Below are 22,626 nucleotides of genomic sequence, written 5' to 3' on the forward strand. Positions count from 1 at the left end.
TAGGGAGACCGTTCCGTGACCGCAATCATCGACATCCACGCCCGCCAGATTCTCGACAGCCGGGGCAACCCCACCGTGGAGGTCGACGTGATGCTCGAGGACGGTAGCTTCGGCCGTGCCGCGGTGCCCTCGGGCGCCTCCACCGGCGCGCACGAGGCGGTGGAGAAGCGCGACGGCGACAAGTCCCGCTGGCTCGGCAAGGGCGTCGACGATGCGGTCGAGGCCGTGAACAGCGAGATCTTCGAGGAAGTCGTCGGCATGGAAGCCGAGGACCAGGCCGATCTCGACGCCGCGATGATCGAACTCGACGGCACCGAGAACAAGGGCCGCCTGGGCGCCAACGCCATTCTGGGCGTGAGCCTGGCCGCCGCCAAGGCTGCCGCCGACGCGCGCGGCCTGCCGCTCTATCGCTATGTCGGCGGCGTCAACGCGCATGTCCTGCCGGTGCCGATGATGAACATCATCAATGGCGGCGAGCATGCCGACAATCCGATCGACTTCCAGGAATTCATGATCGTGCCGGTGGGCGCCGAGAACATCGTCGAGGCGGTGCGCTGCGGCTCGGAGATTTTCCACACGCTGAAGAAGAAGCTGCACGAGAAGGGCCTGGCCACCGGCGTGGGCGACGAGGGCGGCTTCGCCCCCAACATCGCCAGCACCACCGAGGCGCTGGACTTCATCATGTCGTCGATCGAGGCCGCCGGCTATACGCCGGGCGACGACGTGATGCTCGCGCTCGATTGCGCCGCCACCGAATATTACAAGGACGGCGCCTATCGGATGGTGGGCGAGGGCAAGACCTTCAGCTCGGCGGAGAACGCCGCGTTCCTGGCCGACCTGGCTGCCAAGTATCCGATCTTCTCGATCGAGGACGGCATGGCCGAGGACGATTGGGAAGGCTGGAAGGCGCTGACCGACCTGCTCGGCGGCAAGGTCCAGCTGGTCGGCGATGACCTGTTCGTGACCAATCCGAAGCGCCTGTTGCGCGGCATCGAGGGCGGCTATGCCAATTCGCTGCTGGTGAAGGTCAACCAGATCGGCACGCTGACCGAGACGCTCGAGGCCGTCAGCCTGGCCCAGCGCTCGTCCTATACGGCAGTGATGTCGCACCGCTCGGGCGAGACCGAGGATGCGACGATTGCCGACCTGGCGGTCGCCACCAACTGCGGCCAGATCAAGACCGGCTCGCTGGCCCGCTCGGACCGGCTCGCCAAGTACAACCAGCTGATCCGCATCGAGGAAGAGCTGGGCGACGCCGCGGTCTATGCCGGGCGCTCGGTACTGAAGAAGTAAGGCTATTCCTTCCCTCCCGCGCTGGAGGGAAGGATTTCCAGGCCGCCGGCCCTGCCCTTGCGGGGACGGCGGCAGCGGGGAGCGGGCGCGAAAGGCGGCACTGGCCGTCCTCAGGCATCCCGGTTGCCAGCCACCGATGCCGCTGGCACCAGATTGCAATGCGTCGCTTCTTTCTCGTTCTCGCCGGCTTGTTCTGGACGCTGCTGTTCGCGATGGCCGCCTTCGCCTGGTGGCGGAACGGTGCGTTCCATCCCGATCTCTATTATCTCCTCGGCATCCCGGCCGGGATGGTGGCGATCACCTTGCTCGTCGGCCGGTTTGCGACAAGGTCGCGCGCGGGCGCCGCGCTTCTGGTCGCGACCACCGGCTTGGCGATTTTCGCCATGTTGTGGTGGGGCGGCGTCTGGGGCGCCGATGTCTAGGCCGCGATAGGTCCGGCCATTCCGCCTTCGCGCTGCCGATCCTCACGATCCGGGCAACGCGCGAACCCCAGGGGAAGGGGCGGGCGCCGACCGCCGCGGGTTCGCCAGATCCACGCGATCATCGTGAGGAAGTGTTTCTGTCGGGACTCCGGCGGTTGCGCGGCGAGGTGCGCTTCTCCATCCGCCGAGGGGACGCCGGCCGGCAGGAGCCGGTGCGCCGCAAGGAAATGATCGATGAGCATTGTTCTCGCGCTCGGGCTGGCGCTTGCAGCCCCGGAACCGGTCCATTCGACCCTGGAGCATCGCACGAGTTTCGACCATGCCGGCGAGCGTGTCGACGCGCATTACCGCGCGCGCGTCGTCCTGGCGCGGCGCCAGATCGGCTCCGTCGCCAAGCCGGGCATGCCGTCCACCTTGCGCTGCACCTGGCGCGCGCACCTGCGCATCGAGCGCGAGGCACGATCCGGCCAGCAGCTGCGTTTGAACCGCAGCATCGAGCGAAGAGCGATGCTGGAGGGAAGCCGCCCGGGCTGGTGCGGCGCCGGCGAGAATGCGGTAACGAAGGAAATCGCCCGGCGTGCCGGAGAGCTCCGCGCGCACCTGCTGGCAGTGGCGAGCGAAGACCGGGCAGTGTTGAAGGCAGAGATCGAACCGAAGGGAGTACGCCGCGGGATATGAAAGTGACGCGTGCAATTCTGTTGCCGGCGGTGACGTTGGCCATGTTCTCGGGCGCGGTGGCGCGGGCGCAGGACCTCTCCGGCGGAGTCGAGCTGGCAACCGACGAGAGCCGCCGGGGCCTGAGCTGGAGCGGCGGCCGCGCGGTGGCTTCCGCCGATGCGCTGGTCGCGATCGGCGCGGCGGACGCGTCGGTCCGGATCGTGAGCCTGCGCGGCGCGTCCCGGCACGCGGGCGCCGATGCGGTGGCGGATCTGGAACTGGGGGCGGCGACGGACGCGGGGCCTTTCCGGCTGCGCGGGCACGTCGCCGCGCATCTGTTCACGGGCGCGCGCGCCCGCATGGACTATGTCGAACTGGGTGCCCGGGCCAGCTACACGCTGGGGCCGCTCCAGCTCGGCGCCGGCGCCGTCTATGCGCCGAGCCAGAGCGCGATCGGCGGAGACAATCTCTATCTGTTCGCCTCCGCCAATGCCGGCATTCCGGCAACGCCGATATCGGTTTCCGCCACGCTTGGGCGCAGCACGGGAAGCACGGACGATCCGGTGCGCGCCGCCAGGCTCAGGCCGCTGGGCGACTATACCGACTGGCGGCTGGGGATGGAGTATAACCAATTCCCCTTCACGATCGGGCTGGACTATGTCGGTACCAACCTCGCCCATGGTCCCGGCACCTCGCCATTCGCGGACCTCGGCAACAGCGGTGATCGCGTGGTCGCCCGCGTTCGCCTGGCGTTCTGAGGCCCTTGCCCGGCGCAGCTCCTTTGGAAAGGGGTTCCTCCGCACCAATACGGGCCTTGCGCGCGGCGCATGGTTAAGCGAAAAACACGGCATGCGCTCGCGTACCGCTTCTCCGTTCCAGACCCTGCTTCGCCGGGCCGGGCTGCCCGCGCTCACGCTGATCGCCATCGGTTTCTTCGGCTATAATGCCGTGCTCGGACCGACCGGCATCATGCAGACCAAGCAGACCAGGGCGGAGTATGAGCAGAAGAAGGCGGAATATGCCGCGCTCGACAAGCAGCGCGCCGCTCTGAAGAATCGAGTCGATCTGCTCGACAAGCGGCGCGGTGTCGACCCCGACCTGGCCGACGAGCTGGCGCGCAAGCAGCTCAACGTCGTCCGCCCCGACGAGGTCGTGATCCCGCTCCAGAAGCATGCGCCGGCACCCGCCGGGCGCTGATCTCTCGATGCTGCGTTGCAGCGTACGCAATCTGCACCTTTGGTTGTGCAGACTGCAATTGCCGTGGCGTCAACTGAACGGCACGCGCATTCCCGCGTTAGTTGCGCGGCGGGCGAAAACGCGCTTATAGGCACCCGCCTTCCCCCTCCCCGGACGAGGATTTCCTGATCGTGGCCAAAGCACCGGCTCGCAAATCGACTGAACCCGCAAAGACCAATCGCGAGCGGCCCGACGAGCCGCAGCGCTACCCGGCTTCCAAGGAGCAGCTGCTCGAATTCTACAAGCAGATGCTCCTGATCCGCCGCTTCGAGGAGAAGGCGGGCCAGCTCTACGGCCTCGGCTTCATCGGCGGCTTCTGCCACCTCTATATCGGGCAGGAAGCGGTTGCGGTCGGTCTGCAGTCGGCGCTCGACGGCGAGAAGGATTCGGTGATCACGGGCTATCGCGATCACGGCCACATGCTCGCCTACGGCATCGACCCCAAGGTGATCATGGCCGAGCTGACGGGCCGCGCCGCCGGCATCTCGAAGGGCAAGGGCGGCTCGATGCACATGTTCTCGACCGAGAAGAAATTCTACGGCGGGCACGGCATCGTCGGCGCGCAGGTGGCGCTCGGCACCGGCCTGGCGTTCGCGCACAAGTATAATGAGGACGGCGGCGTCGCCATGGCCTATTTCGGCGATGGCGCTGCCAACCAGGGCCAGGTCTACGAATCCTTCAACATGGCCGAGCTGTGGAAGCTCCCGATCATCTATGTGATCGAGAACAACCAGTACGCGATGGGCACGTCGGTCAACCGCTCCTCGGCGGAAGACCAGCTCTACAAGCGCGGCGAGAGCTTCCGCATCCCCGGCATCCAGGTGGACGGCATGGACGTGCTCGCCTGCCGCGGCGCCGCCGAGGAGGCGCTGGCCTGGGTCCGTTCGGGCAAGGGCCCGATCATCCTCGAGATGAAGACGTACCGGTATCGCGGCCACTCGATGTCCGATCCGGCCAAGTATCGCAGCCGCGAGGAGGTCCAGTCGGTTCGCGACAAGTCGGATCCGATCGAGCAGGTGAAGCGCGAGCTCGAGGACATGAAGGTCACCGAGGCGGAGCTGAAGACGATCGAGGCGGAGATCCGCAAGATCGTCAACGAGGCGGCGGACTTCTCCGAGCAGACGCCCGAACCCGATCCTTCCGAACTGTATACCGACGTGCTGGTGGAGTCCTACTGAGATGGCGATCGAACTGAAGATGCCGGCGCTGTCGCCCACGATGGAGGAGGGCACGCTCGCCAAGTGGCTCGTCAAGGAAGGCGATACGGTGAAGTCGGGCGATATCCTTGCCGAGATCGAGACCGACAAGGCGACGATGGAGTTCGAGGCCGTCGACGAAGGCACGATCGCCAAGATCCTCGTCGCCGAAGGCACCGACAATGTGAAGGTCGGCACCGTGATCGCGACGATCGCGGGCGAGGGCGAGGACGCGTCGGCGCCGGCTCCCGCCGCTGCTCCGGCTCCGGCGCCCACGCCGGCGGAGCCCGCCGCGGGCGAGGATGGCGGCCCGAAAAAGGCCGATAGCGGCACCAAGCAGCTCGCCAGCGAGAAGGCCGCCACCGTCAAGGACCCGGCGATCCCCGAGGGCACCGAGATGGTCAAGACGACCGTCCGCGAAGCGCTGCGCGACGCGATGGCCGAAGAGATGCGCAAGGATCCGCGCGTCTTCGTGATGGGCGAGGAAGTCGCCGAATATCAGGGCGCCTACAAGGTAACCCAGGGCCTGCTCGAGGAGTTCGGCGCGAAGCGCGTGATCGACACGCCGATCACCGAATATGGCTTTGCCGGCCTCGGTTCGGGCGCGGCGATGGGCGGCCTCAAGCCGATCGTCGAGTTCATGACCTTCAATTTCGCGATGCAGGCGATCGACCACATCGTGAACTCGGCGGCGAAGACCAACTACATGTCCGGTGGCCAGATGCGCTGCCCGATCGTGTTCCGCGGGCCCAACGGCGCCGCATCGCGCGTCGCCGCGCAGCACTCGCAGAATTATGGCCCGTGGTACGCCAGCGTTCCCGGCCTGATCGTGATCGCGCCCTATGACGCGCAGGACGCCAAGGGCCTGCTCAAGGCGGCGATCCGCAGCGAGGACCCGGTCGTCTTCCTCGAGAACGAGCTGATGTACGGCCGCACCTTCGAGGTGCCGAAGCTCGACGATTACGTGCTGCCGATCGGCAAGGCGCGCATCGTCCGCGCCGGCAAGGACGTGACGATCGTCAGCTACTCGATCGGTGTCGGCGTCGCGCTGGAAGCCGCCGAGAAGCTGGCGGCCGAGGGCGTCGATGCGGAAGTCATCGACCTGCGCACGCTGCGCCCGCTGGACACGGCGACCGTGCTCGAGAGCCTGAAGAAGACCAATCGCATGGTGGTGGTCGAGGAAGGCTGGCCGGTCTGCTCGATCTCGTCGGAGATCGTGGCGGTGGCGATGGAGCAGGGCTTCGACGATCTCGACGCGCCGGTGCTGCGCGTGACCAACGAGGACGTGCCGCTGCCCTATGCCGCGAACCTCGAGAAGCTGGCGCTGATCACTGCCGACAAGGTGGTCGCGGCGGTGAAGAAGGTCACCTACAAGGGGTGATATAGGGGCTGGGCACCGCGGAACCGCATCGGATATGGGAGAGGCCGGGGGAGACCCCGGCCTTTTTCATGCGATCAGCACGACGCCTTGGCGACGTTCTCGGCATTGTAGATCTGGCTGAGGTCGCGCCGGTCGCGCACCATCATCGACGCGATCTCGGTGATGGTCCCGCCCGGCGTGAGCGAGCTCCTGATCAGCGGCTTGTAGTTGTAATAGACCTCGACATACATCGTCGCGCCGCCATCGGGCGCGATCACCTGCCGGTTCTGGGGCCCCATGCCGTCCATGTTGGACGTCGTGGTGCTCGAATCCCTCAGATTGCCATATTGCGGCGAGAAGCCGGTGACGGCGCCCTTGCAGCGCTGCCAGACGATCTTGTACTTCCCGCTGGTATTGGGATTGGCCATCGGCTCAAGGTCCGAGATGATCACCCGGCCGTTGGTGAACAGGTCGAGTTCCCCGGATTGCAGCTGCGCGCCGGTCAGCAGGTCGTTGATGTCGATCTCGCTGATCGTCTTGGCCTGGAGCTGGCTGCCGGTGCCGATCCGCGAGGCGTTGTCGGCCAGGTGCAGCGCGATCTGGCTGATGCGCATCTTGGTGATGATGTAGTTGGTCATCTCGGCGCCGGCCAGGCTCAGCGTCAGCACGATCGGCAGTATGAAGGCGAACTCCAGCAGCGCCAGCCCGCTGGTGTCGCGGCCCAGCCGGCGCAGGAGCGCGGGGCGGGGAAGGGCGCGGATCATGCGCAGTACCGGACCACGGGCGCGCTGTAGCTGCCCTGGTCGCCATAGGGCTGGTTCTTGAGCACCGTCGATGCCGTCACCGTCGTGGTCCTCGATCCGCCGATGAAATTGTAGATCGGGAAGAAGCGGGGATAGGAAACCTTCACGGTGTAGAGCACGGCATCCTTGGCACCGCCCTGGCCGCTATTGCCGCCGTCCTTGTCCCAGGTGCCGTTCTGGTTGGCATCCTCATAGGGCTCGCCATTGTTGCAGGTGCCGTTGCGATCGGTATCGGTCCAGGCTTCCGCGCGGGCCGCCGATGCATCGGAGAAGGTCCGGTAGTTGCGGCGCGTGATCGCCACCACGGCATTGTTCGCGAGCGCCTTGGCCTGGGCAACCACGGCGGCGTCCAGCCGGGATTGGACCTCGGGGTCCCCGGCGTCCTCCAGCGTTGAATCGCGCGCCGTCTTCTGCACGATGCCCTGCAGCACGGCGCGCATGTAGAGCGTGTGCGCGATGTCGAACCCGCCGAGCAGCATCAGGCCCATTACCGGCGCGACGATGGCGAACTCCACCACCGTCACGCCGCGCTCGTCGCGCGCCAGGGGGCGTGCCCGCCGGAGAAGGGAAGGCAAGCGCGTCATTTGGTGAGCCTGAGCTGGGAGATCTGGTCGGCGATCGTCTTGAACGTCTGCTGCAGGGCTGCGGAGTTGCGCGCAGTGAAATAGCGCCCATCGCTGGCGCAGGTTTGCAGGCGGCTCTCGGTGGTGGCGTTGGAACCGCTGCCGAACGAGATCACCCACAAGGTGATGTTCTTGTTCTTCACCGCCGTGCACAGCGCCGTGAAGCGGGCATTCACCTGGTCATCGAACGACTGGCGCTCATTGGCGCAGCTCGACGCGCTGCCGACATCGGTGGTGGTCCGCTTGTCGAAGAAGCCCACGCCATAGGCCGTATAATCGCACGGCGCCGATACGGCATCGCCGTCGGTCATGAAGATCATGTGCCGTTCGATCTCGCCGCCCTGCGGGGTATAGGCATTCTCCGTTCCGAAGATGCCCGTCGGCGACATGAACCGCGCGCCCCACAGGATGCCGATGTCATGATAGGTGTTGCCGGTGGGATAGAGGCTGTCGACATAATTGTCGAAAGCGTCGGCGCTGGGCCATTGCTGCAGCTTCTTCGCCTCGGCGGGGCAGTAATAGGGGATCGAGTTGTAGTAGTTGTCGGTGGTGGTCGTCTCGGCGGCATCGAGCTGCGACCAGCTGCTGGTCCTGCTGCGTGCATAGATGAGGCCGGGAAGCGCCGGGCCCCACAGCGTCGTGCCGTCACCCTGGCTGGGCATCAGGTCCACGTTCAGGTCATAGGCGCCGCTGGGGATCGGGTAATAGCTCGACTGGCGCACCGTCGGCCGTTCCTCGATGCAGCCGTCCCAATTGATGGATCGGTTCGAGCCGTCATTGTTGAGCGGCATCGTGAAGCTGTTGTTCCACTGAGTGCCGTTCTTGAGGCCGCTTATGTTGGTGTTGATCTGGCCGTATTTCCACTGGGGCACATAGTAGCGCACCATCTCGAGACAGGCACTGCTGCCGCTCCGCCCCGTCGCGTTCGATATATATTGCGTGGTCGCGGTGTTCGCCTGCGGCACGCAGGAGCCGTTGGTCTTGCTGTGGTAGCGATTGTCGTTCCAGCCGGTCCAGTCCATCCCGACCTTGACGCGCGACTGATAGTCCCAGCTATTGGCGAAGAAGCTGGTCGGCAACAGCTTGCCCACGTTCACATTGGTCGAATAGGGGACGAAGCCGAAGCGGAGCTGCACCTGGCTGCCAGTGCCGCCGCTGGGCGCGCCGGTGGTGCAATTGGCATCGGTATCGAGCCGCGCGACGATCTCGTAGAAGCACTTCACCGCAGTCTTGAGCGAATTGATCTTGGTATCGGAATCGGTGCTGACCGCCTTGCTGCCCATCGATCCGGTGACGTCGAGCACGAACATCACATCGGTGTTGGGCAGGCGCATTTCGGCGTCGCAGGTCACCGACAGCGTCTCGCTGGTCTTGCCGAAGATGCGCATCAGCGTCATCGGCAGGTCCGCGGATGCCGTGCCGCTCACCTTGCCGGCATTTTCGGAGAAGGCACGCGAGCGCGCGGTCACGCCATAGGCGGACGCGTTGTAGTTCGCGTCGAAGAACCGCTCGGCCTGGGTGCGGGCGTAGTAATTGTTGAAGTTCCACACGCCGCCGCCCATCGCCTTGCGGCCAGCGAGCGCGCCCGCGTCGCAAGCATGTTGCAGGCGCGTCTTGACGATGTACATGCGGCTGATGTCCACGCCGCCGCCCACCATGCCCGCCAGCGGGATCAGTGCCACGGTCATGATGGCGAGCGTATTGGCGCGCACATCCCGCGCAAGCCTGCCCAGAAAGGCGCGCGCGGTCGCCAGATTCAGCCGTCCTTCATGCATGGAAGGGCCCCCCGTCCCCGATCAACGAGGCACCTTGGATCAATTGTCGCTAATTACGTATAAATCCGGATGGTTAACGCTACCCTTATGCGCCGGAGCGCCGGCATGACGGGGATCGTGGAGGATCCCGAGCGCGATCTGATCGTCACTTACGCGCCGATCGAACGCCGGGCGGGGCTGCTGGCGCTGCTGGCGCTCGACGATGCGCTGGCCCGGCTGCTGCGCACCACCAGGGAGCCCGCGCTCGGCCAGATGCGGCTCGCCTGGTGGCGTGAGGCGCTGGAAAGGCTCGATCGCGCGCCGGCGCCCGCCGAACCCGTGCTGCGGGCGCTGGAGGCAGAAGTGCTGCGTCGCGGCGTCACCGGCGCATCGCTGGTGCCGATCGTCCATGGCTGGGAAGTGCTGGTCGAGGAAGCGACTCTCGACGCCGATGCGATGCGGCGTTTCGCCGAGGGGAGAGGGCAGTTGTTCGTCGCCGCGGGCAGGCTGCTCGGCGGCGGGAACGACCCGTTGCCGGCGGCAGGGCAGGGCTGGGCGCTGGCCGATCTCGCCCATAACCTGCAGGCGGAGGAGGAAAGGGCCATGGCCCGCAATCTCGCGCGGCCGCTGCTCGATGCCGCCGCCGGGGCGCGCTGGAGCCGCCCGGCGCGGGCGCTCGGCGCGCTGGCGCACCGGGCACGGCTGGACCTCGCGGAGGCGCCGAAGCCGGCGGGCGCACCGGGGCGGGTGGGCCGGCTGTTGTGGCACCGCCTCACTGGACGTTGACCCGGCGCCCGGGCTAGCCTTGCTCTCGTCTCAGAGGGGGAGAGAGAAGGGATGTGGCGCTATCTCGTGGGCGCGGCGGGCGCGTTGTTGCTGGTCGTAGCCGGATTGTTCCTGTTTCGCGGCTCCGCGAGCACCGAAACCAGGCTCCCGCCGGCCCCCGCCACAACAGTTGCGTCCGAAACGGAGCAGGATCTCCCGGCCGAGCCGCCCAGCGCCGCCGCGAAGACGCGCGAGCAGAAACGGTTCGACCGGATCGACAAGGACAAGAACGATGCGATCACCAAGGACGAGTATTTCGCCCTGCGCCGCAAGCTCTTCGCCAAGCTCGACTCCGATCGCGACGGCAAGCTGAGCTTCGAGGAATGGTCGGTGAAGGCGGTCGACCGTTTCCAGGGGGCCGACAAGGACAAGTCCGGCACGCTGACCCGCGCCGAGTTCGCCACCACTGCGGTGAAGCGCAATGCCAAGCCGCGCTGCGCCTGCGCCCCGGCGAAGACGCAGGCGCAGGCGCCGGGCAGCTCCCGTCAGGAAGCCGGCGACAGCGAGGACTGAGCCATCCAGCCCTGCATCGCTTCGCGGGCGCGGCCGGTGTACATCTGCTTGCGATCGGCCTTTTTGGTCTTGCCGGGGATCGGCGGGAACAGCCCGAAATTGACGTTCATCGGCTGATAGGTCTCGGCCTCCGCCTCTCCGGTGATATGCGAGAGCAGCGCGCCCAGCGCCATCTCGCGCGGCGGCGGCGCCAGCGCCTCGCCCGCCAGCTCCGCAGCCGCGAAGCGCCCGGCGAGCAGCCCGATCGCCGAACTCTCGACATAGCCCTCGCAGCCGGTGATCTGCCCGGCAAAGCGGATATGGGGGGCGCTCTTCAGGCGCAGCTCGCCGTCGAGCAGTTCGGGCGACTTGATGAAAGTATTGCGATGCAGCCCGCCAAGGCGCGCGAACTCTGCTTTCTCCAGGCCGGGAATGGTCCTGAAAAGAGCAACTTGGTCGGCATATTTCAGCTTCGTCTGGAATCCCACCATGTTCCATAGCGTGCCGGAGGCATTGTCCTGCCGGAGCTGGACCACCGCATAGGGCCAGCGCCCGGTTCTGGGATCGTCGAGCCCCACGCCCTTCATCGGCCCGAAGCGCAGCGTGTCGACGCCCCGCTCGGCCATCACCTCGACCGGCATGCAGCCTTCGAAATAGGGGACGTTCTCCCATTCGCGGAACTCGGTCTTTTCCCCCGCGAGCAAGGCGGCGTGGAAGGCGAGATACTGCTCCTTGGTCATCGGGCAGTTGATATAGTCCTTGCCCGTGCCGCCCGGGCCGACCTTGTTCCAGCGCGACTGGAACCAGGCGGTTTCCATGTCGATGCTCTCGCGATGCACGATCGGGGCGATCGCGTCGAAAAAGGCGAGCTGGTCCTTGCCGGTCGCCGTGCCGATGCTCTCGGCCAGGCCCGGGGCGGTGAGGGGGCCGGTGGCGACGATCGTCGGCCCGGCCTCGGGGAGCCTGTCCACGCGCTCGCGGACGATCTCGATGTTCGGATGGGCCATCAGCGCGGCGGTCACTCCGGCCGAGAAGCCGTCACGGTCCACCGCCAGCGCCGAGCCGGCGGGCACCTTGTGCCGGTCGCCCTCGGCCATGATCAGCGAGCCCAGGTCGCGCATCTCCTGGTGGAGCAGGCCGACCGCGTTGTTCTGCGCATCGTCCGAACGGAAGCTGTTGGAGCAGACCAGCTCGGCGAGCCCGTCGGTCTGGTGCGCCGGGGTCATGGTGCCGCTGCCGCGCATTTCAGAGAGGCGGACCTTGAAACCCTGGTTCGCGAGCTGCCAGGCCGCTTCCGAGCCGGCAAGGCCGCCGCCGATGATGTGGATGTCGTGCATCGGCTTCCGATAGAGCGATGCTTGGCAGAGCGCCAGTCACGCGGCATCAAGGGCGGATGGACCGCAATCGCATCGAACCGCTCTTCGCCGCCGCGATCATCGCTGGCGCCAGCTATTACGCCAATTACTGGCTGGAGGCCGGCGGCGTCGCCGCCATCGTCTGGAAGGGACTCGGCGTCGGCCTGCTCGCTCTCTGGGCGCGCGGCAAGGCAGTCAACCAGGATGGGCGGATCATCGGCGCGGTGCTCGCGCTGGGCGCGCTCGGCGACGTGCTGCTCGAACTGCACGGCTTCACCATCGGCGGGGTGGCGTTCATGGCCGGCCATCTGCTGGCGAGCTATCTCTATCTGCGCCACCGCCGCCTTCCCGCGGCCAACTGGATCGCGCCGCCGATCGCCGCCGCCGTGGCGGTGCTCGCCTGGTATCTGTTCGCGACGCTGCCCAATCCGGAGCTGCTCGGAGTCTATGTGTTCGGCCTGGCGCTGATGACCGCCTCGGCCATGCTCAGCCGGCTCGGCGCGCTGGTCGCGGCGGGGGCGTTGCTGTTCTTCGCCTCCGACTGGCTGATCTTCCTGCGCATGGGGCCGCTCGCCGGCTCGCCGATTCCGCAGCTGCTGGTATGGCCGACCTATTTCGCCGGCCAGGCGTTGATCGCCTGGGGCGCGGTCCATGCGCTCCGCGGAGAGAAGGCGATCGCATGAGGATCTTCACCATCGGCTATGAAGCGACGACGATGGACGAGTTCCTCGCCGCGTTGCGCACGGCCGGGGTGGAGCGGGTGATCGACGTGCGGGCGGTGCCGCTCTCCCGGCGGCCGGGCTTCTCGAAGAACATCCTCGCCGCGAGCCTGAAGGCGGCGGGGATCGATTATGTGCTGCTGAGGCATCTGGGCACGCCCAAGCCCGGCCGCGATGCCGCGAAAAAGGGCGATGTGGACACGCTCCGCCAAGTCTATGCCGGGCAGCTCCATCTGCCCGAGGCGCAAGCGGAGGCAGCGGCGATGCGCGCGCTGGCCGCGGAAAAGCCGAGCGCGTTGCTCTGCTTCGAGCGCAATCCCGAGCATTGCCACCGGACGCTGCTGCTCGCGGCGGAGGGCGAGGGCGCGGAAATCGTCGATCTCTATCCCTGAGCAGGAGAAGGCAGATGCTCGATCATGTCGGCTTCGCGGTTTCGGACGCCGAGGCTTCGAGGCGTTTCTACGCGGCCGCCCTGGCTCCGCTGGGCATCACGCTGCTGATGACCGTGCCGGCGCACGAGAACGGCTCGGGCGGCACCGCGCATGGTTTCGGACGGGGCGACGATCCCTTCTTCTGGATCGGCGACAATGAGCGGGTGGGGGAGGGGACGCACATCGCCTTCCGCGCCGCCACTCGCGCCGAAGTGGATGGTTTTCACGCAGCGGCGCTGGCGGCCGGTGGGCGCGACCACGGTGCGCCCGGGCTCAGGCCGCAGTATCACGCGAACTATTATGCTGCCTTTGTGCGCGATCCCGACGGGCTCAACATCGAGGCGGTCTGCCATGCGCCCGCCTGATAAAGGCCAGGGCGACCGGAGGTCGTTCTCCGGTCGCCCCGTAGTTTGGGGAGCCGGCGGCACAGAGGGGCAAGGCGCCGGCTGAGGTCGCTCTTGCATCTCGGGTCTTGCAACGGTGTTTCAGTATGTTTCGCCGTGGAGCCGGGCGGTTTCCTCCGTCGCCGCGGACGGCAGCGCGAAGCTGAAGATCGCGCCGCCGCCGGGGCCGTTCTCGGCCCAGAGCCGCCCGCCATGCGCTTCCACGATCGTGCGGCAGATCGGCAGGCCGAGCCCGGTGCCACTCTCCTTCGTGGTTCGAAACGGCTCGAACAGATTGTCGAGCATCGCTTCGCTGAGGCCGCCGCCGCTATCGGCGATCTGGACGACGACCTCCTCCGGCTCGACGCGGGTCGTTATGCTCACTTCGCGGCGGGCGCGTCCCGCCGTGGCCTCCACGCCGTTGCGGATGAGGTTGCTCAGCACCTGCTCGATCTGAAGGGCATCGCCGACCAGATTGGCCGGCGCCGGATCGAAGTCGCAGTCGATCCTCGCCTCGCGCGCGATCTTGAGTTGCCGCACCGCCGCACAGGCCGAGTAGATCACTGCGTTCAGGTCGAGGCGCGCCTGGACGATTTCGCCGCTGACCGTGAAGGAGCGGATCTTGCGGATGATGTCGCCGGCCCGGAGCGCCTGCACCCGGGCATGGTCGAGCGCGTCGAGGATGTCGTGGTCCGGCTCCCCGCGCGAGCGCGTGAGATAGCGGCAGGCCTCGAGATAGTTGGTGATCGCCGCGAGCGGCTGGTTGAGCTCGTGCGCCAGCGTCGATGCCATAGCGCCCATGGCGTTCAACCGGGCAAGCCGGAGCAGCTTCTCGTGCACCTCGCGCAGCTGAGCATCGGCTTCCACGTCATGGGTGATGTCGATCACCAGGCCGAGCAGCCGCGGCTGGCCGTCATGCGGGTCGTAGCGGCCCTGCAGCGTCACCCAGCGTATCTCGCCATCGGGCATCGTCAGCCGCAGCGTCATGTCGAGCGGGCCCCTGATCCGCCTGGCGCTGCCGATCGCCTTGCGCAGCTCAGCCACCTGCTCCGTGCCCAGTCGTTCCGCGACATCGGCCATGCGATACTCGCCCTCGCGCCATTCGAGGCCGAACAGGCGCGCGCTCTGCGGCGAATGGCGCGAGCCGCCGCGCACCAGGTCGATCTCCCACACGCCCACCCCGGCGGCTTCCTGGGCCAGGCGGAGCAGCTTCTCGCTCTCCTCCAGCGCGCGCTGCGCGGCGATGCGCGGCGAGATGTCCTGGAGCACGACCGCGATATAGTCTTCGGTGCCGTCGCCCGAGCGGACGAGATTGGCGGTGCAATGCACGGGGCGCAGCGCCCCCTCGTGCGTCACCACCATGCGGTCGTCCGAATAATAGGCGACTTCACCCCGCGCCAGGGCCCCGATCCCCTCGATGGTCGCGGGCCACTCCTCGGCAGTGCTGGTCTTGCGGCAGCTCTCGCCGATCAGCGCCTCGCGCGGATGGCCGGTGAGCTCGCAGATCCGTTCGTTGACTTCGAGGAACACGCCCTCGAGCGAGAGCCGGCCCACGCCCACGCCGGCCTGCTCGAACACGGCGCGATAGCGGCGCTCGGCCTCTTCCAGCTTGCGGCGTGCCTCCATCTCGGCAGTCACGATCTCGCTCGCCAGCACGATGCCCGCGATGCGGTCGTCCTCGTCATACCAGGGGCGATGGCTCCAGCGCACATAGTCGACGCTGCCATCGGCATGTAGCAAGGGGTCCCCGTCCCCGGAAAGCTGCTCGCCGTCGAGCACGCGCGCGAACATGGCGCGGCGCTCGGGCGAGCAATCGGGGAAGACCTCGAAATGGCTATGCCCCTCGAGCGCCATGCCCTCAGGCAGGTGATGATCGGCGACATAGCGCTGCGAAGCGGCGACATAGCGCATGTCCCGGTCGAGGATCGCCACCGCGGTCGCGGCATCGCGCGCCATGTTGGTGAGGTTGCGCCGCGAGACTTCGATCCGCTTGGCGGCGATGCGAAGCTTGTCCTCGGCATGGCGTTCGTCCGCATGGGCGGCGAGCAGGGCGATGGTCGCGCAGGTGACCGCGACGAACATCTGGGCGAGCAGCACGCGATTGTCGGGCGCGGCGAGCGCGAACGGCCCGGTCGCGATCTCGGTGCTCCACAGCACGATCACCGCGCAAATGGCCATGGCGGTGGTCGCGCCGCGCAGGTGCCAGCCCAGCGCCGCGAGCACGAGCGGCGGGAAGATCGCCCAGGCGACGGGATCCTCGCGGGGCAGCAGGAAGACGACCGTCGTCACCACGGCGCAAAGCAGCATGGCGGCGACGAAGCCGGTCCACCGGAGGAGCGACCAGCGCTCGCGCAGCGGCCTTGCCCAGACGAGCACGAATGGCGCCGCCAGGATCATGCCCAGGCCCTGTTGCGCGAACTTCTCGACGAAGTTGGTCGGCCGGCCCGCCGCGATCGTACCGAGCGCGACGATCCCTGCGGCCAGCAGCGATCCCGCCAATGCTGCGGCGAACACCCAGAGGATCGAGCGCGGATCGAGCAGTTCCGTGGGCCGGACGCCGCGCCGGCGGATGATCGACGCGGTCAGCAGCGCGCCGAACGCCAGGCCCAGCGCGGCGGCGAGCTTGGCGACCAGCGGATATTGCGGCTCGAAGATCTCATAGGTGGCGAGCACGGCGATCGCGAGCAGCGGCCAGAGCCGGGTGCTGCTCAGGATCAGGCCGCTGACCGAAACTCCGATGGCGATGCCGATCGGGGGATTCCGGCCGGTGAAACGGTGCCACAGGGCCCAGCTAATGCAGCCGATCAACGCACCCGCAAACAGCATTAGCGCCGGACGCACCGACGCAGCCCAGTCCTCTGGCAGACGCTCCCTCACCGTTGCCAACTAAAACTCCGCGTAAAGCGCAGTCCATCCAAGATGCTGACAGCGATGTAAATCCGCTAAATTACGGATGTGTTCCGCAACAATTGATCAAGCAGCGGCCTTACGGCGTTCCGCCATTTCCTCGTTGAGCATTTCGGCCAGCAGGAAGGCGAGTTCCAGGCTCTGTCCCGCATTGAGACGTGGATCACAATGGGTGTGGTAGCGATCGGCAAGGCCCTGCTCGGTGATGTCGATCGCGCCGCCGGTGCATTCGGTGACGTTCTGCCCCGTCATCTCGGCATGGATGCCGCCCGCGAACGTGCCTTCGGCGCGGTGGACCGCGAAGAAGCCACGCACCTCGGCCAGGATCCGCTCGAACGGCCGGGTCTTGTAGCCATTGGCGGCCTTGATCACGTTGCCGTGCATCGGATCGCAGCTCCACACCACCGGATGCCCCTCGCGCTTCACCGCGCGGACGAGCTTGGGCAGGCCGGCCTCGATCTTGTCATGGCCATAGCGCGTGATCAGCGTCATCCGTCCCGGCGTCCGGCTCGGATTGAGCGTGTCGAGCAGGCGCAGCAGCGCGTCGGGCTCGAGGGTGGGCCCGCACTTCATGCCGATCGGATTGCCGATGCCGCGCAGGAACTCGACATGGGCCGAGCCCTCGAAGCGCGTGCGGTCGCCGATCCAGAGGAAGTGCGCGCTGGTGTCGTACCAGTCGCCGGTCAGGCTGTCCTGGCGCGTGAGCGCTTCCTCATAGGGCAGGAGCAGCGCCTCGTGGCTGGTGTAGAAATTGGTGGCCTTGAGCTGCGGCACGCTGTCCGCGTCGATGCCGCACGCGGCCATGAAGTCGAGCGCCTCGCCGATCCGGTCGGCCAGGTCGGCATATTTCTTCGCCCAGGGGCTGCGGCCCATGAAGTCGTGGGTCCATCTGTGGACCTGGTGCAGGTTCGCATAGCCGCCCTGCGCGAAGGCGCGCAGCAGGTTGAGCGTCGCCGCCGACTGCGAATAGCCCTGGAGCATCCGCTGCGGATCGGGCATGCGCGCCTCGGCGGTGAAGGCGATGTCGTTGACATTGTCGCCGCGATAGCTGGGCAGCTCGACGCCGCCGATCGTCTCGGTATCGGCGGAACGCGGCTTGGCGAACTGGCCGGCCATGCGCCCGAGCTTCACCGTCGGCAGCTTCGAGGCGAAGGTGAGCACCACCGCCATCTGGAGAATGACGCGGAACGTGTCGCGGATGTTGTTCGGGTGGAACTCGGCAAAGCTCTCGGCGCAGTCGCCGCCCTGGAGCAGGAAGGCCTCGCCACGCGACACCTTGGCGAGCTCGCTGGTCAGCTCGCGCGCCTCCCCGGCGAAGACCAGGGGAGGGAAGGACGTGAGCTGGGTCGTCGCCGCGTCGAGCGCGCCCTGATCGGGGTAATTGGGGAGCTGGCGCGCCTCGGCCGCCTTCCAGCTCGACGGGCTCCAGCTCGCATGCATGTCGTTCTCCGCATCGCGCACGGTGACGTTCCAGTCGGCGGCGCCGGCGATGCCGTGCGCGGCGATCAGGTTCATGACCTTGGCGTTCGCGCGCTTGCCGTCCTTCTCCCAGCCCTGGACGGTGGAGCCGGGAATGTCGAACCACGCGCCGAACGCGGCGCGGGTGAGGGAGCGTTCCTCGCGGAAGCGGCGGATCTTGGTGCCTGCAAGTGTGGTCATAGCTCGGGAGGCTTACCCTGGCTGGGTAAATTCATGCAAGCGAAAAATTTCCCCGACAGGGTAAATCCCTCAGCCCCGGCGGAACGACCAGTTCACGCCGCCCGGGCCGGAGAGCCGCAGGCCGCCGCCGGCATTGCTGTAGCTGTAGGTCTCGCTACGTGGCGAGATCGTGCCCGAGCCGCCCTTGCCGCAGCCGCTCCAGCTCTCCTGGCCGCCCTGGATCGCGAAGGTCATCTTGCCGCCCCCGGTCTGGATGCGGCCGAGCTTCTCCTGCGTGATCGTCTTGGAGCAGCCCTTGCCTTCCGGCTGGACCTTGGTGATCCGCCAGGTGAAGGTGCCGTCCCGGCGGATGACGAGGTTCATCTGGCGCCGCACGGTCACCGGCATGGACTCGGTCACGATCGTGGTGTTGGTCGCCGAGCCGGGGCCGAAGGTGCCGCCCAGATTGGTGCCATAGCCGGTCGCCATGCTCGGCTGGAACATGATCCTGGAGCCGATCACCAGCTCGGTGCCGGTCGAGGACTGCGACCAGCTTCCCGCCAGCCCCGGAATATCCCCGTTCGAGGCCTTGGCCGCAGTCTGGTCTCCCTCGACTCGCTTCACCGCGATGCGCACCGCGCTGGCCGGCGCCGCGATCTCGGCGCCGTCGCGGGCGATCCCCAGATAGTCGCCCGGTGAAGCCTCGTCGTCGCCATCGACATCCTGCCATGCGATGAGCTGCCACGGCCCGCGATCGGGCAGCGCCAGCGCATAGGCCCAGGTCGAGCCGCCTGCCTGGCGCAGCGGCGCCTCGATCTTGGTCTTGCAGCTCTGATAGGGCGAGGAGCAGGCAACGACCTTGCCGCCTGCCATTGGCACGCCCGCCGGCGCCTGGACGTCCCCGGTGATGGAGAGGCTCTGCCGCGCGGGCCCGGCCGCCGCTTCGGATGCGTTGGCGGCGGCCTTGTCCGGCGTGCCCGCGAAGCAGGCGGACGCGGCGAGCAGCAGTGCCGGCGCGAAGACGATGGAGCGAGCGGCAACGGGCATGGTGGTCCTCCTGAACCCGGGGAAGGGACAGGTGCCGTGCTGGCGTGCCGAGGATGGCGGGCATAGCGTTCCGCGACGAATGCCCGCCCTGGCGCAACGAAGCCGTCAGCCGGGCAGCGTCTCGGCCAGCTTGTCATATTGGAGGCTGATCCCGTGGAAGCGGGATCCATTGTCCTCATAGCCGTCCAGATAGATGCCATGCTCGGTGTGGAGCAGGCGGGTGCCGTCGCCGTCGGGCAGCAGCTCGATCGAGCAGAGGTTCACGGAGATCGGCTTGCCGTTCAGCTTCATGCGATAGGCGTAGACGATGCGGGCATCCGGCACGATGTCGTGATAGGAACAGTCGAAGCGCGTGACCGTGCCGCTCTTCCAGCGGCCTTCCAGATGCTCGGTGCCGCCCACCCGGAAATCGAAGTGGCGATCGACCATCTCCCAGGTCTCGTTCGGCCCCGAAAACCAGCGCGCCTTGCCCTCCTCGGTGGCGAACGCCGCGAATACCCTTGCCGGGGCCTGCTTGAAACGGCGCTCGATGACGAACTTGTCGTGGACGGCTTCAGCCATGGTCCTTCTCCTTGTCCTGCGCATCGAGGAAATGGGCGAGGCGGTCGTAGCGCGCCTCGGTCGTGCGGCGGCGCTCGATGATCCATTGCTCCACTGCGGCGAGGACGAGCGGCTCGAGCGTGCAGGTGCGCACCCGGCCCTGCTTCGCGGTGCGCACCAGGCCGGCGCCCTCGAGCAGGCGGATGTGCTGCAGGAAGCTCGGCATCGCCATGGTGAAGCCGGCAGCGAGCGCACTCACGCTGGCCGGCCCATCGCCCAGCCGCTCGACCACCGCGCGGCGCGTGGGATCGGCAAGGGCGGCGAATGCGGCATCGATTTGATTAGGCATTTGCCTAACTAATAACCCGCCGGCATCCGATGCAAGCAAAACCGAGGCGGGCGGGAGATTTCAGTATCCCGCGGCGAGATCGACTTCGTTCCGGAGCGGGCGACCCTCCACAAAGGCCCGGGCATTCTCGACGAACAGCGCGGCGGCGCGCAGGAACATCCGCGTCTGGCTGCGGCCGGACAGGTGCATCGAGTGGATGATGTTCGCCGTGCTCCACAAGGGATGCTCGGGTGGCAGCGGCTCGGGCGTGACCGTGTCGAGAAACGCGCCGGCGATCCGCCGCCGGGTGCAGGCCTCGATCAGCGCATCCTGGTCGATCAGCTCGCCGCGGCCGACATTCACGATCCAGGCGCCGGGCTTCATCGCGGCCAGCTCCTCGGCGCCGATCATCGCGCGGCTCTCGGTGGTGGCGGGGGCGGCGAGGAACAGCCAGTCGGTCTCGGGCAGCAGCGCGCGCCAGGCGTCGGGCCGCACCGTGCCTTCGGCGCCCGAGCGCGTGACGCCGGTCACCTCGACGCCGAACGCCGCGAGCCGTTCCCCGATCAGCCGCCCGATCGTGCCATAGCCGATCACCAGCGCCTTGCTCTCGAACAGCTCGAGCTTGCCCGGCGCATCGGTCGGCCATTCGTGGCGGTCCGCGGCGCGCACCACCTGGTCGAAGCGCTTGGCGGCGACCAGCGCGCCCATCACGGCATATTCGGCAACGGCATGCGCGTTGACGCCGCTGCCATTGGTCACGCGGGTGCCGCGGGCCTGCAACAGGCCGGTATCGAGCGCGTCGAGCCCGGCATAGATGGTCGACAGCCATTGCAGCCGCCCGGCCGCCGCCACGGCACGCGCCCATTCGCGCGGATCATTGTGGTCGAGCCAGCCGATATCCGCGTCGGCGACGAGCGCGACCGCCTCGTCGGCGCTCGTGAACCAATGGACGTCGAGCCCGGCCGGGAGCTGCGGCTCCACCAGCGGGCGGGCGAGGGCGGGAAGCACGGCCTTCATGGACCGGAGGCTAGCGCGCGCCCGGCCCGGGTCAAAGGCCTAGATTGCGATCCCGGTCGGGATTCGGGCCGGGCGGCGGCGAGCGCGCCTTTCTCCGTCAGTCGAGCACCGGCTTCCAGTCCCAGCCCAGCGGATCGCCGTCCATTACCTCCACGCCTGCCGCGGCGAGTTCGTCGCGGATCGTGTCGGAGCGCTGGAAGTCCTTTACCAACCGGGCTTCCTTGCGCTCGACCAGCCGGTCCTCGATCTCCCGCGCGGTGATCGTGGCGCTCGCAGGCCGCATGCGGAGCTCCTCGCGAGTCAGCTCGAGCAGCCGCAGGCCGAGCACTGCATCGAACGCCGCGAGCCCGGCCAGGCGGTCGGCCGGCGACAGCTTCTTCTCGGCGAGCAGTTCGTCGAGCGCCGGCAGCGCCCTGGGCGTGTTGAGATCATCCGACACGGCTTCGTCCAGCCGCGCCAGCCAGGCCTGGGGCGCCGTGCCTTCGCCCTCGGCCCGGGCCTTGAGCGCCGTCACCGTCATCACCAGCCGCTTGAGCCGGGTCAGTGCCGCCGCCAGGTTCTCGGCCGAGAATTCCAGTTCGCTGCGATACTGGGCGGAAAGGCACATCAGCCGGTAGGCGAGCGGATGCACGCCCGCGTCGATCAGCGACTGGAGCGTGGTGAAGCCGCCCTTGGACTTGCTCATCTTCCCCTGGCGATCGACCAGGAAGTTGTTGTGCATCCAGAAATGCGCGCCCGAATCGCCGCAGCCGCAAAAGGCCTGATTCTGCGCGATCTCATTGGGGTGATGGATCTCCCGATGGTCGATCCCGCCGGTATGGATGTCGAAGGGAGCCCCTAGATACTTGATGCTCATCACCGAGCATTCGAGGTGCCAGCCCGGCGCGCCCTTGCCCCAGGGGCTGTCCCATTCCATCTGGCGCTGCTCGCCCGGCGGCGATTTGCGCCAGATGGCGAAATCCTGCGGATGGCGCTTGCCGGCCACCGGATCGATCCGCCCTTCCGCGGCATCGTCCCGATTGCCGGCGAGGCGGCCATAGTCGGGCACGGTGGTCACATCGAAATACAGGCCCGAATCGAGCGTGTAGCAATGCTCCGGCGCGATCTTCTCCGCGAAATCGATCATCTCGGCGATATGGTCGGTCGCGACCGACCAGCGCGAGGGCTGGCGGATGTTGAGGTCGGCGATGTTCTGCTTGAACGCCGCGGTATAGTGCGCCGCGATGTCCCAGATGCTCTTCGCCTGGGCGCGGGCCGCCGCCTCCATCTTGTCGTCGCCGGCATCGGCGTCCGACGTCAGATGGCCGACATCGGTGATGTTGATCACATGGGTGAGGGGCCCCCATGCATTTTCCCCGGCCTTCCAGCTCAGCACCCGGCTCAGCGTGTCGGTGAACACATAGGCGCGCAGATTGCCGAGATGGGCATAGTTGTAGACCGTCGGCCCGCAGGAATAGACGCGCACGCCCCGTTCGGGATCGAGCGGCTGGAAAACCTCCAGGCTGCGGGTCAGCGAATTGTAGAGCGTGAGTTGGGCGCCGGTCATAGGGGCGGCATAGCGGCTCGTCGGCACGCTGCAAGTGTCGGGCGGGTCCGTTGC

At 67.3% G+C, this 22,626-nt stretch carries 23 protein-coding genes; 12 read left to right on the plus strand and 11 right to left on the minus strand.

All coding sequences use genetic code 11. From position 1 onward, the window contains the following. Positions 1–15: 15 nt before the first annotated feature. From eno to ACIQCS_RS03760, 7 genes are all read left to right on the plus strand, one after another. Complete coding sequence (gene eno / locus ACIQCS_RS03730; RefSeq protein ID WP_345846436.1) at positions 16–1,293, plus strand: phosphopyruvate hydratase; 1,278 nt, start codon at positions 16–18, stop codon at positions 1,291–1,293. Positions 1,294–1,451: 158 nt separating this feature from the next. Continuing rightward, positions 1,452–1,715 (plus strand): hypothetical protein, encoded by a 264-nt coding sequence (locus ACIQCS_RS03735; protein WP_345846438.1) that lies wholly within the window; start codon positions 1,452–1,454, stop codon positions 1,713–1,715. Positions 1,716–1,949: 234 nt separating this feature from the next. After that, positions 1,950–2,393: a hypothetical protein gene (locus tag ACIQCS_RS03740; protein ID WP_345846439.1), complete on the plus strand. Its 444-nt coding sequence runs from the start codon at positions 1,950–1,952 to the stop codon at positions 2,391–2,393. Further along, positions 2,390–3,130 carry a TorF family putative porin gene (locus ACIQCS_RS03745; RefSeq protein ID WP_401530087.1) on the plus strand — a complete coding sequence of 247 codons (741 nt, stop codon included), beginning with the start codon at positions 2,390–2,392 and terminating at the stop codon, positions 3,128–3,130. Before ACIQCS_RS03740 ends, ACIQCS_RS03745 begins: the two co-directional genes overlap by 4 nt. 91 nt (positions 3,131–3,221) lie before the next feature. After that, positions 3,222–3,569, plus strand: a complete 348-nt coding sequence (locus tag ACIQCS_RS03750; RefSeq protein ID WP_280280117.1) for a septum formation initiator family protein — start codon at positions 3,222–3,224, stop codon at positions 3,567–3,569. A gap of 170 nt (positions 3,570–3,739) precedes the next feature. Continuing rightward, positions 3,740–4,786 carry a pyruvate dehydrogenase (acetyl-transferring) E1 component subunit alpha gene (gene pdhA / locus ACIQCS_RS03755; protein ID WP_345846443.1) on the plus strand — a complete coding sequence of 349 codons (1,047 nt, stop codon included), beginning with the start codon at positions 3,740–3,742 and terminating at the stop codon, positions 4,784–4,786. A 1-nt stretch (position 4,787) separates the two neighbouring features. After that, positions 4,788–6,185, plus strand: a complete 1,398-nt coding sequence (locus ACIQCS_RS03760) for a pyruvate dehydrogenase complex E1 component subunit beta (RefSeq protein WP_345846445.1) — start codon at positions 4,788–4,790, stop codon at positions 6,183–6,185. A gap of 74 nt (positions 6,186–6,259) precedes the next feature. Here the strand turns inward: ACIQCS_RS03760 and ACIQCS_RS03765 are convergent, their stop codons facing one another. Genes ACIQCS_RS03765 through ACIQCS_RS03775 form a run of 3 tightly spaced genes read right to left on the minus strand, consistent with a single transcriptional unit; the run spans position 6,260 to position 9,365 of the window. Next, positions 6,260–6,928, minus strand: a complete 669-nt coding sequence (locus tag ACIQCS_RS03765) for a pilus assembly protein (protein WP_345846447.1) — start codon at positions 6,926–6,928, stop codon at positions 6,260–6,262. After that, positions 6,925–7,551 (minus strand): TadE/TadG family type IV pilus assembly protein, encoded by a 627-nt coding sequence (locus ACIQCS_RS03770; protein WP_401530091.1) that lies wholly within the window; start codon positions 7,549–7,551, stop codon positions 6,925–6,927. The genes ACIQCS_RS03765 and ACIQCS_RS03770 overlap by 4 nt, the downstream gene beginning before the upstream one ends. Next, entirely contained in the window at positions 7,548–9,365 is a 1,818-nt protein-coding gene (locus tag ACIQCS_RS03775) for a TadE/TadG family type IV pilus assembly protein (protein WP_345846449.1), read from the minus strand. The genes ACIQCS_RS03770 and ACIQCS_RS03775 overlap by 4 nt, the downstream gene beginning before the upstream one ends. 105 nt (positions 9,366–9,470) lie before the next feature. Here ACIQCS_RS03775 and ACIQCS_RS03780 point away from each other — a divergent pair, with 105 nt between their 5' ends. After that, positions 9,471–10,130, plus strand: coding sequence for a squalene/phytoene synthase family protein (locus tag ACIQCS_RS03780; RefSeq protein ID WP_345846450.1), 660 nt, complete (start codon positions 9,471–9,473; stop codon positions 10,128–10,130). Between the two features lie 51 nt (positions 10,131–10,181). Beyond that, complete coding sequence (locus tag ACIQCS_RS03785; RefSeq protein WP_345846451.1) at positions 10,182–10,682, plus strand: EF-hand domain-containing protein; 501 nt, start codon at positions 10,182–10,184, stop codon at positions 10,680–10,682. On the opposite strand, the gene trmFO is transcribed toward ACIQCS_RS03785, so the two are convergent. Then, a complete protein-coding gene (trmFO, locus tag ACIQCS_RS03790; RefSeq protein WP_345846452.1) occupies positions 10,655–11,998 on the minus strand; it encodes a methylenetetrahydrofolate--tRNA-(uracil(54)-C(5))-methyltransferase (FADH(2)-oxidizing) TrmFO in 1,344 nt (447 codons plus the stop codon). The genes ACIQCS_RS03785 and trmFO overlap by 28 nt on opposite strands. A 56-nt stretch (positions 11,999–12,054) precedes the next feature. On the opposite strand from trmFO, the gene ACIQCS_RS03795 reads away from it, so the two are divergent. The 3 genes from ACIQCS_RS03795 to ACIQCS_RS03805 are packed head-to-tail and all read left to right on the plus strand — an operon-like array spanning position 12,055 to position 13,531. Continuing rightward, on the plus strand, positions 12,055–12,699 hold the full coding sequence (locus ACIQCS_RS03795) for a lysoplasmalogenase family protein (RefSeq protein WP_345846454.1): 645 nt from the start codon (positions 12,055–12,057) through the stop codon (positions 12,697–12,699). Beyond that, positions 12,696–13,127 (plus strand): DUF488 domain-containing protein, encoded by a 432-nt coding sequence (locus ACIQCS_RS03800; protein WP_345846456.1) that lies wholly within the window; start codon positions 12,696–12,698, stop codon positions 13,125–13,127. Before ACIQCS_RS03795 ends, ACIQCS_RS03800 begins: the two co-directional genes overlap by 4 nt. A 14-nt stretch (positions 13,128–13,141) precedes the next feature. Further along, the gene (locus ACIQCS_RS03805; RefSeq protein WP_345846458.1) at positions 13,142–13,531 is read left to right on the plus strand and encodes a VOC family protein; all 390 of its coding nucleotides are present in this window, start codon (positions 13,142–13,144) and stop codon (positions 13,529–13,531) included. 120 nt (positions 13,532–13,651) lie between these two features. Here ACIQCS_RS03805 and ACIQCS_RS03810 read toward each other — a convergent pair whose 3' ends face one another. The 7 genes from ACIQCS_RS03810 to cysS all read right to left on the minus strand — a co-directional run bounded on the left by ACIQCS_RS03810 (position 13,652) and on the right by cysS (position 22,572). After that, positions 13,652–16,375, minus strand: a complete 2,724-nt coding sequence (locus ACIQCS_RS03810) for a PAS domain S-box protein (RefSeq protein WP_345851968.1) — start codon at positions 16,373–16,375, stop codon at positions 13,652–13,654. A 147-nt stretch (positions 16,376–16,522) separates the two neighbouring features. Further along, positions 16,523–17,896, minus strand: coding sequence for a class II 3-deoxy-7-phosphoheptulonate synthase (locus tag ACIQCS_RS03815; protein ID WP_345851969.1), 1,374 nt, complete (start codon positions 17,894–17,896; stop codon positions 16,523–16,525). A 288-nt stretch (positions 17,897–18,184) separates the two neighbouring features. Further along, positions 18,185–19,141, minus strand: coding sequence for a hypothetical protein (locus ACIQCS_RS03820; protein WP_345846459.1), 957 nt, complete (start codon positions 19,139–19,141; stop codon positions 18,185–18,187). 105 nt (positions 19,142–19,246) lie between these two features. After that, entirely contained in the window at positions 19,247–19,702 is a 456-nt protein-coding gene (locus ACIQCS_RS03825; RefSeq protein ID WP_345846461.1) for an SRPBCC family protein, read from the minus strand. Further along, a complete protein-coding gene (locus tag ACIQCS_RS03830) occupies positions 19,695–20,030 on the minus strand; it encodes a metalloregulator ArsR/SmtB family transcription factor (protein WP_345846462.1) in 336 nt (111 codons plus the stop codon). Before ACIQCS_RS03830 ends, ACIQCS_RS03825 begins: the two co-directional genes overlap by 8 nt. 60 nt (positions 20,031–20,090) lie before the next feature. Further along, positions 20,091–21,026, minus strand: coding sequence for an NAD(P)-dependent oxidoreductase (locus ACIQCS_RS03835; protein ID WP_345846464.1), 936 nt, complete (start codon positions 21,024–21,026; stop codon positions 20,091–20,093). A gap of 97 nt (positions 21,027–21,123) precedes the next feature. After that, entirely contained in the window at positions 21,124–22,572 is a 1,449-nt protein-coding gene (gene cysS / locus ACIQCS_RS03840; RefSeq protein WP_345846466.1) for a cysteine--tRNA ligase, read from the minus strand. Between the last annotated feature and the right edge of the window lie 54 nt (positions 22,573–22,626).

It is taken from the genome of Sphingomonas sp. NPDC092440 (genome assembly GCF_044754985.1).
Classification (GTDB): Bacteria; Pseudomonadota; Alphaproteobacteria; order Sphingomonadales; family Sphingomonadaceae; genus Sphingomonas.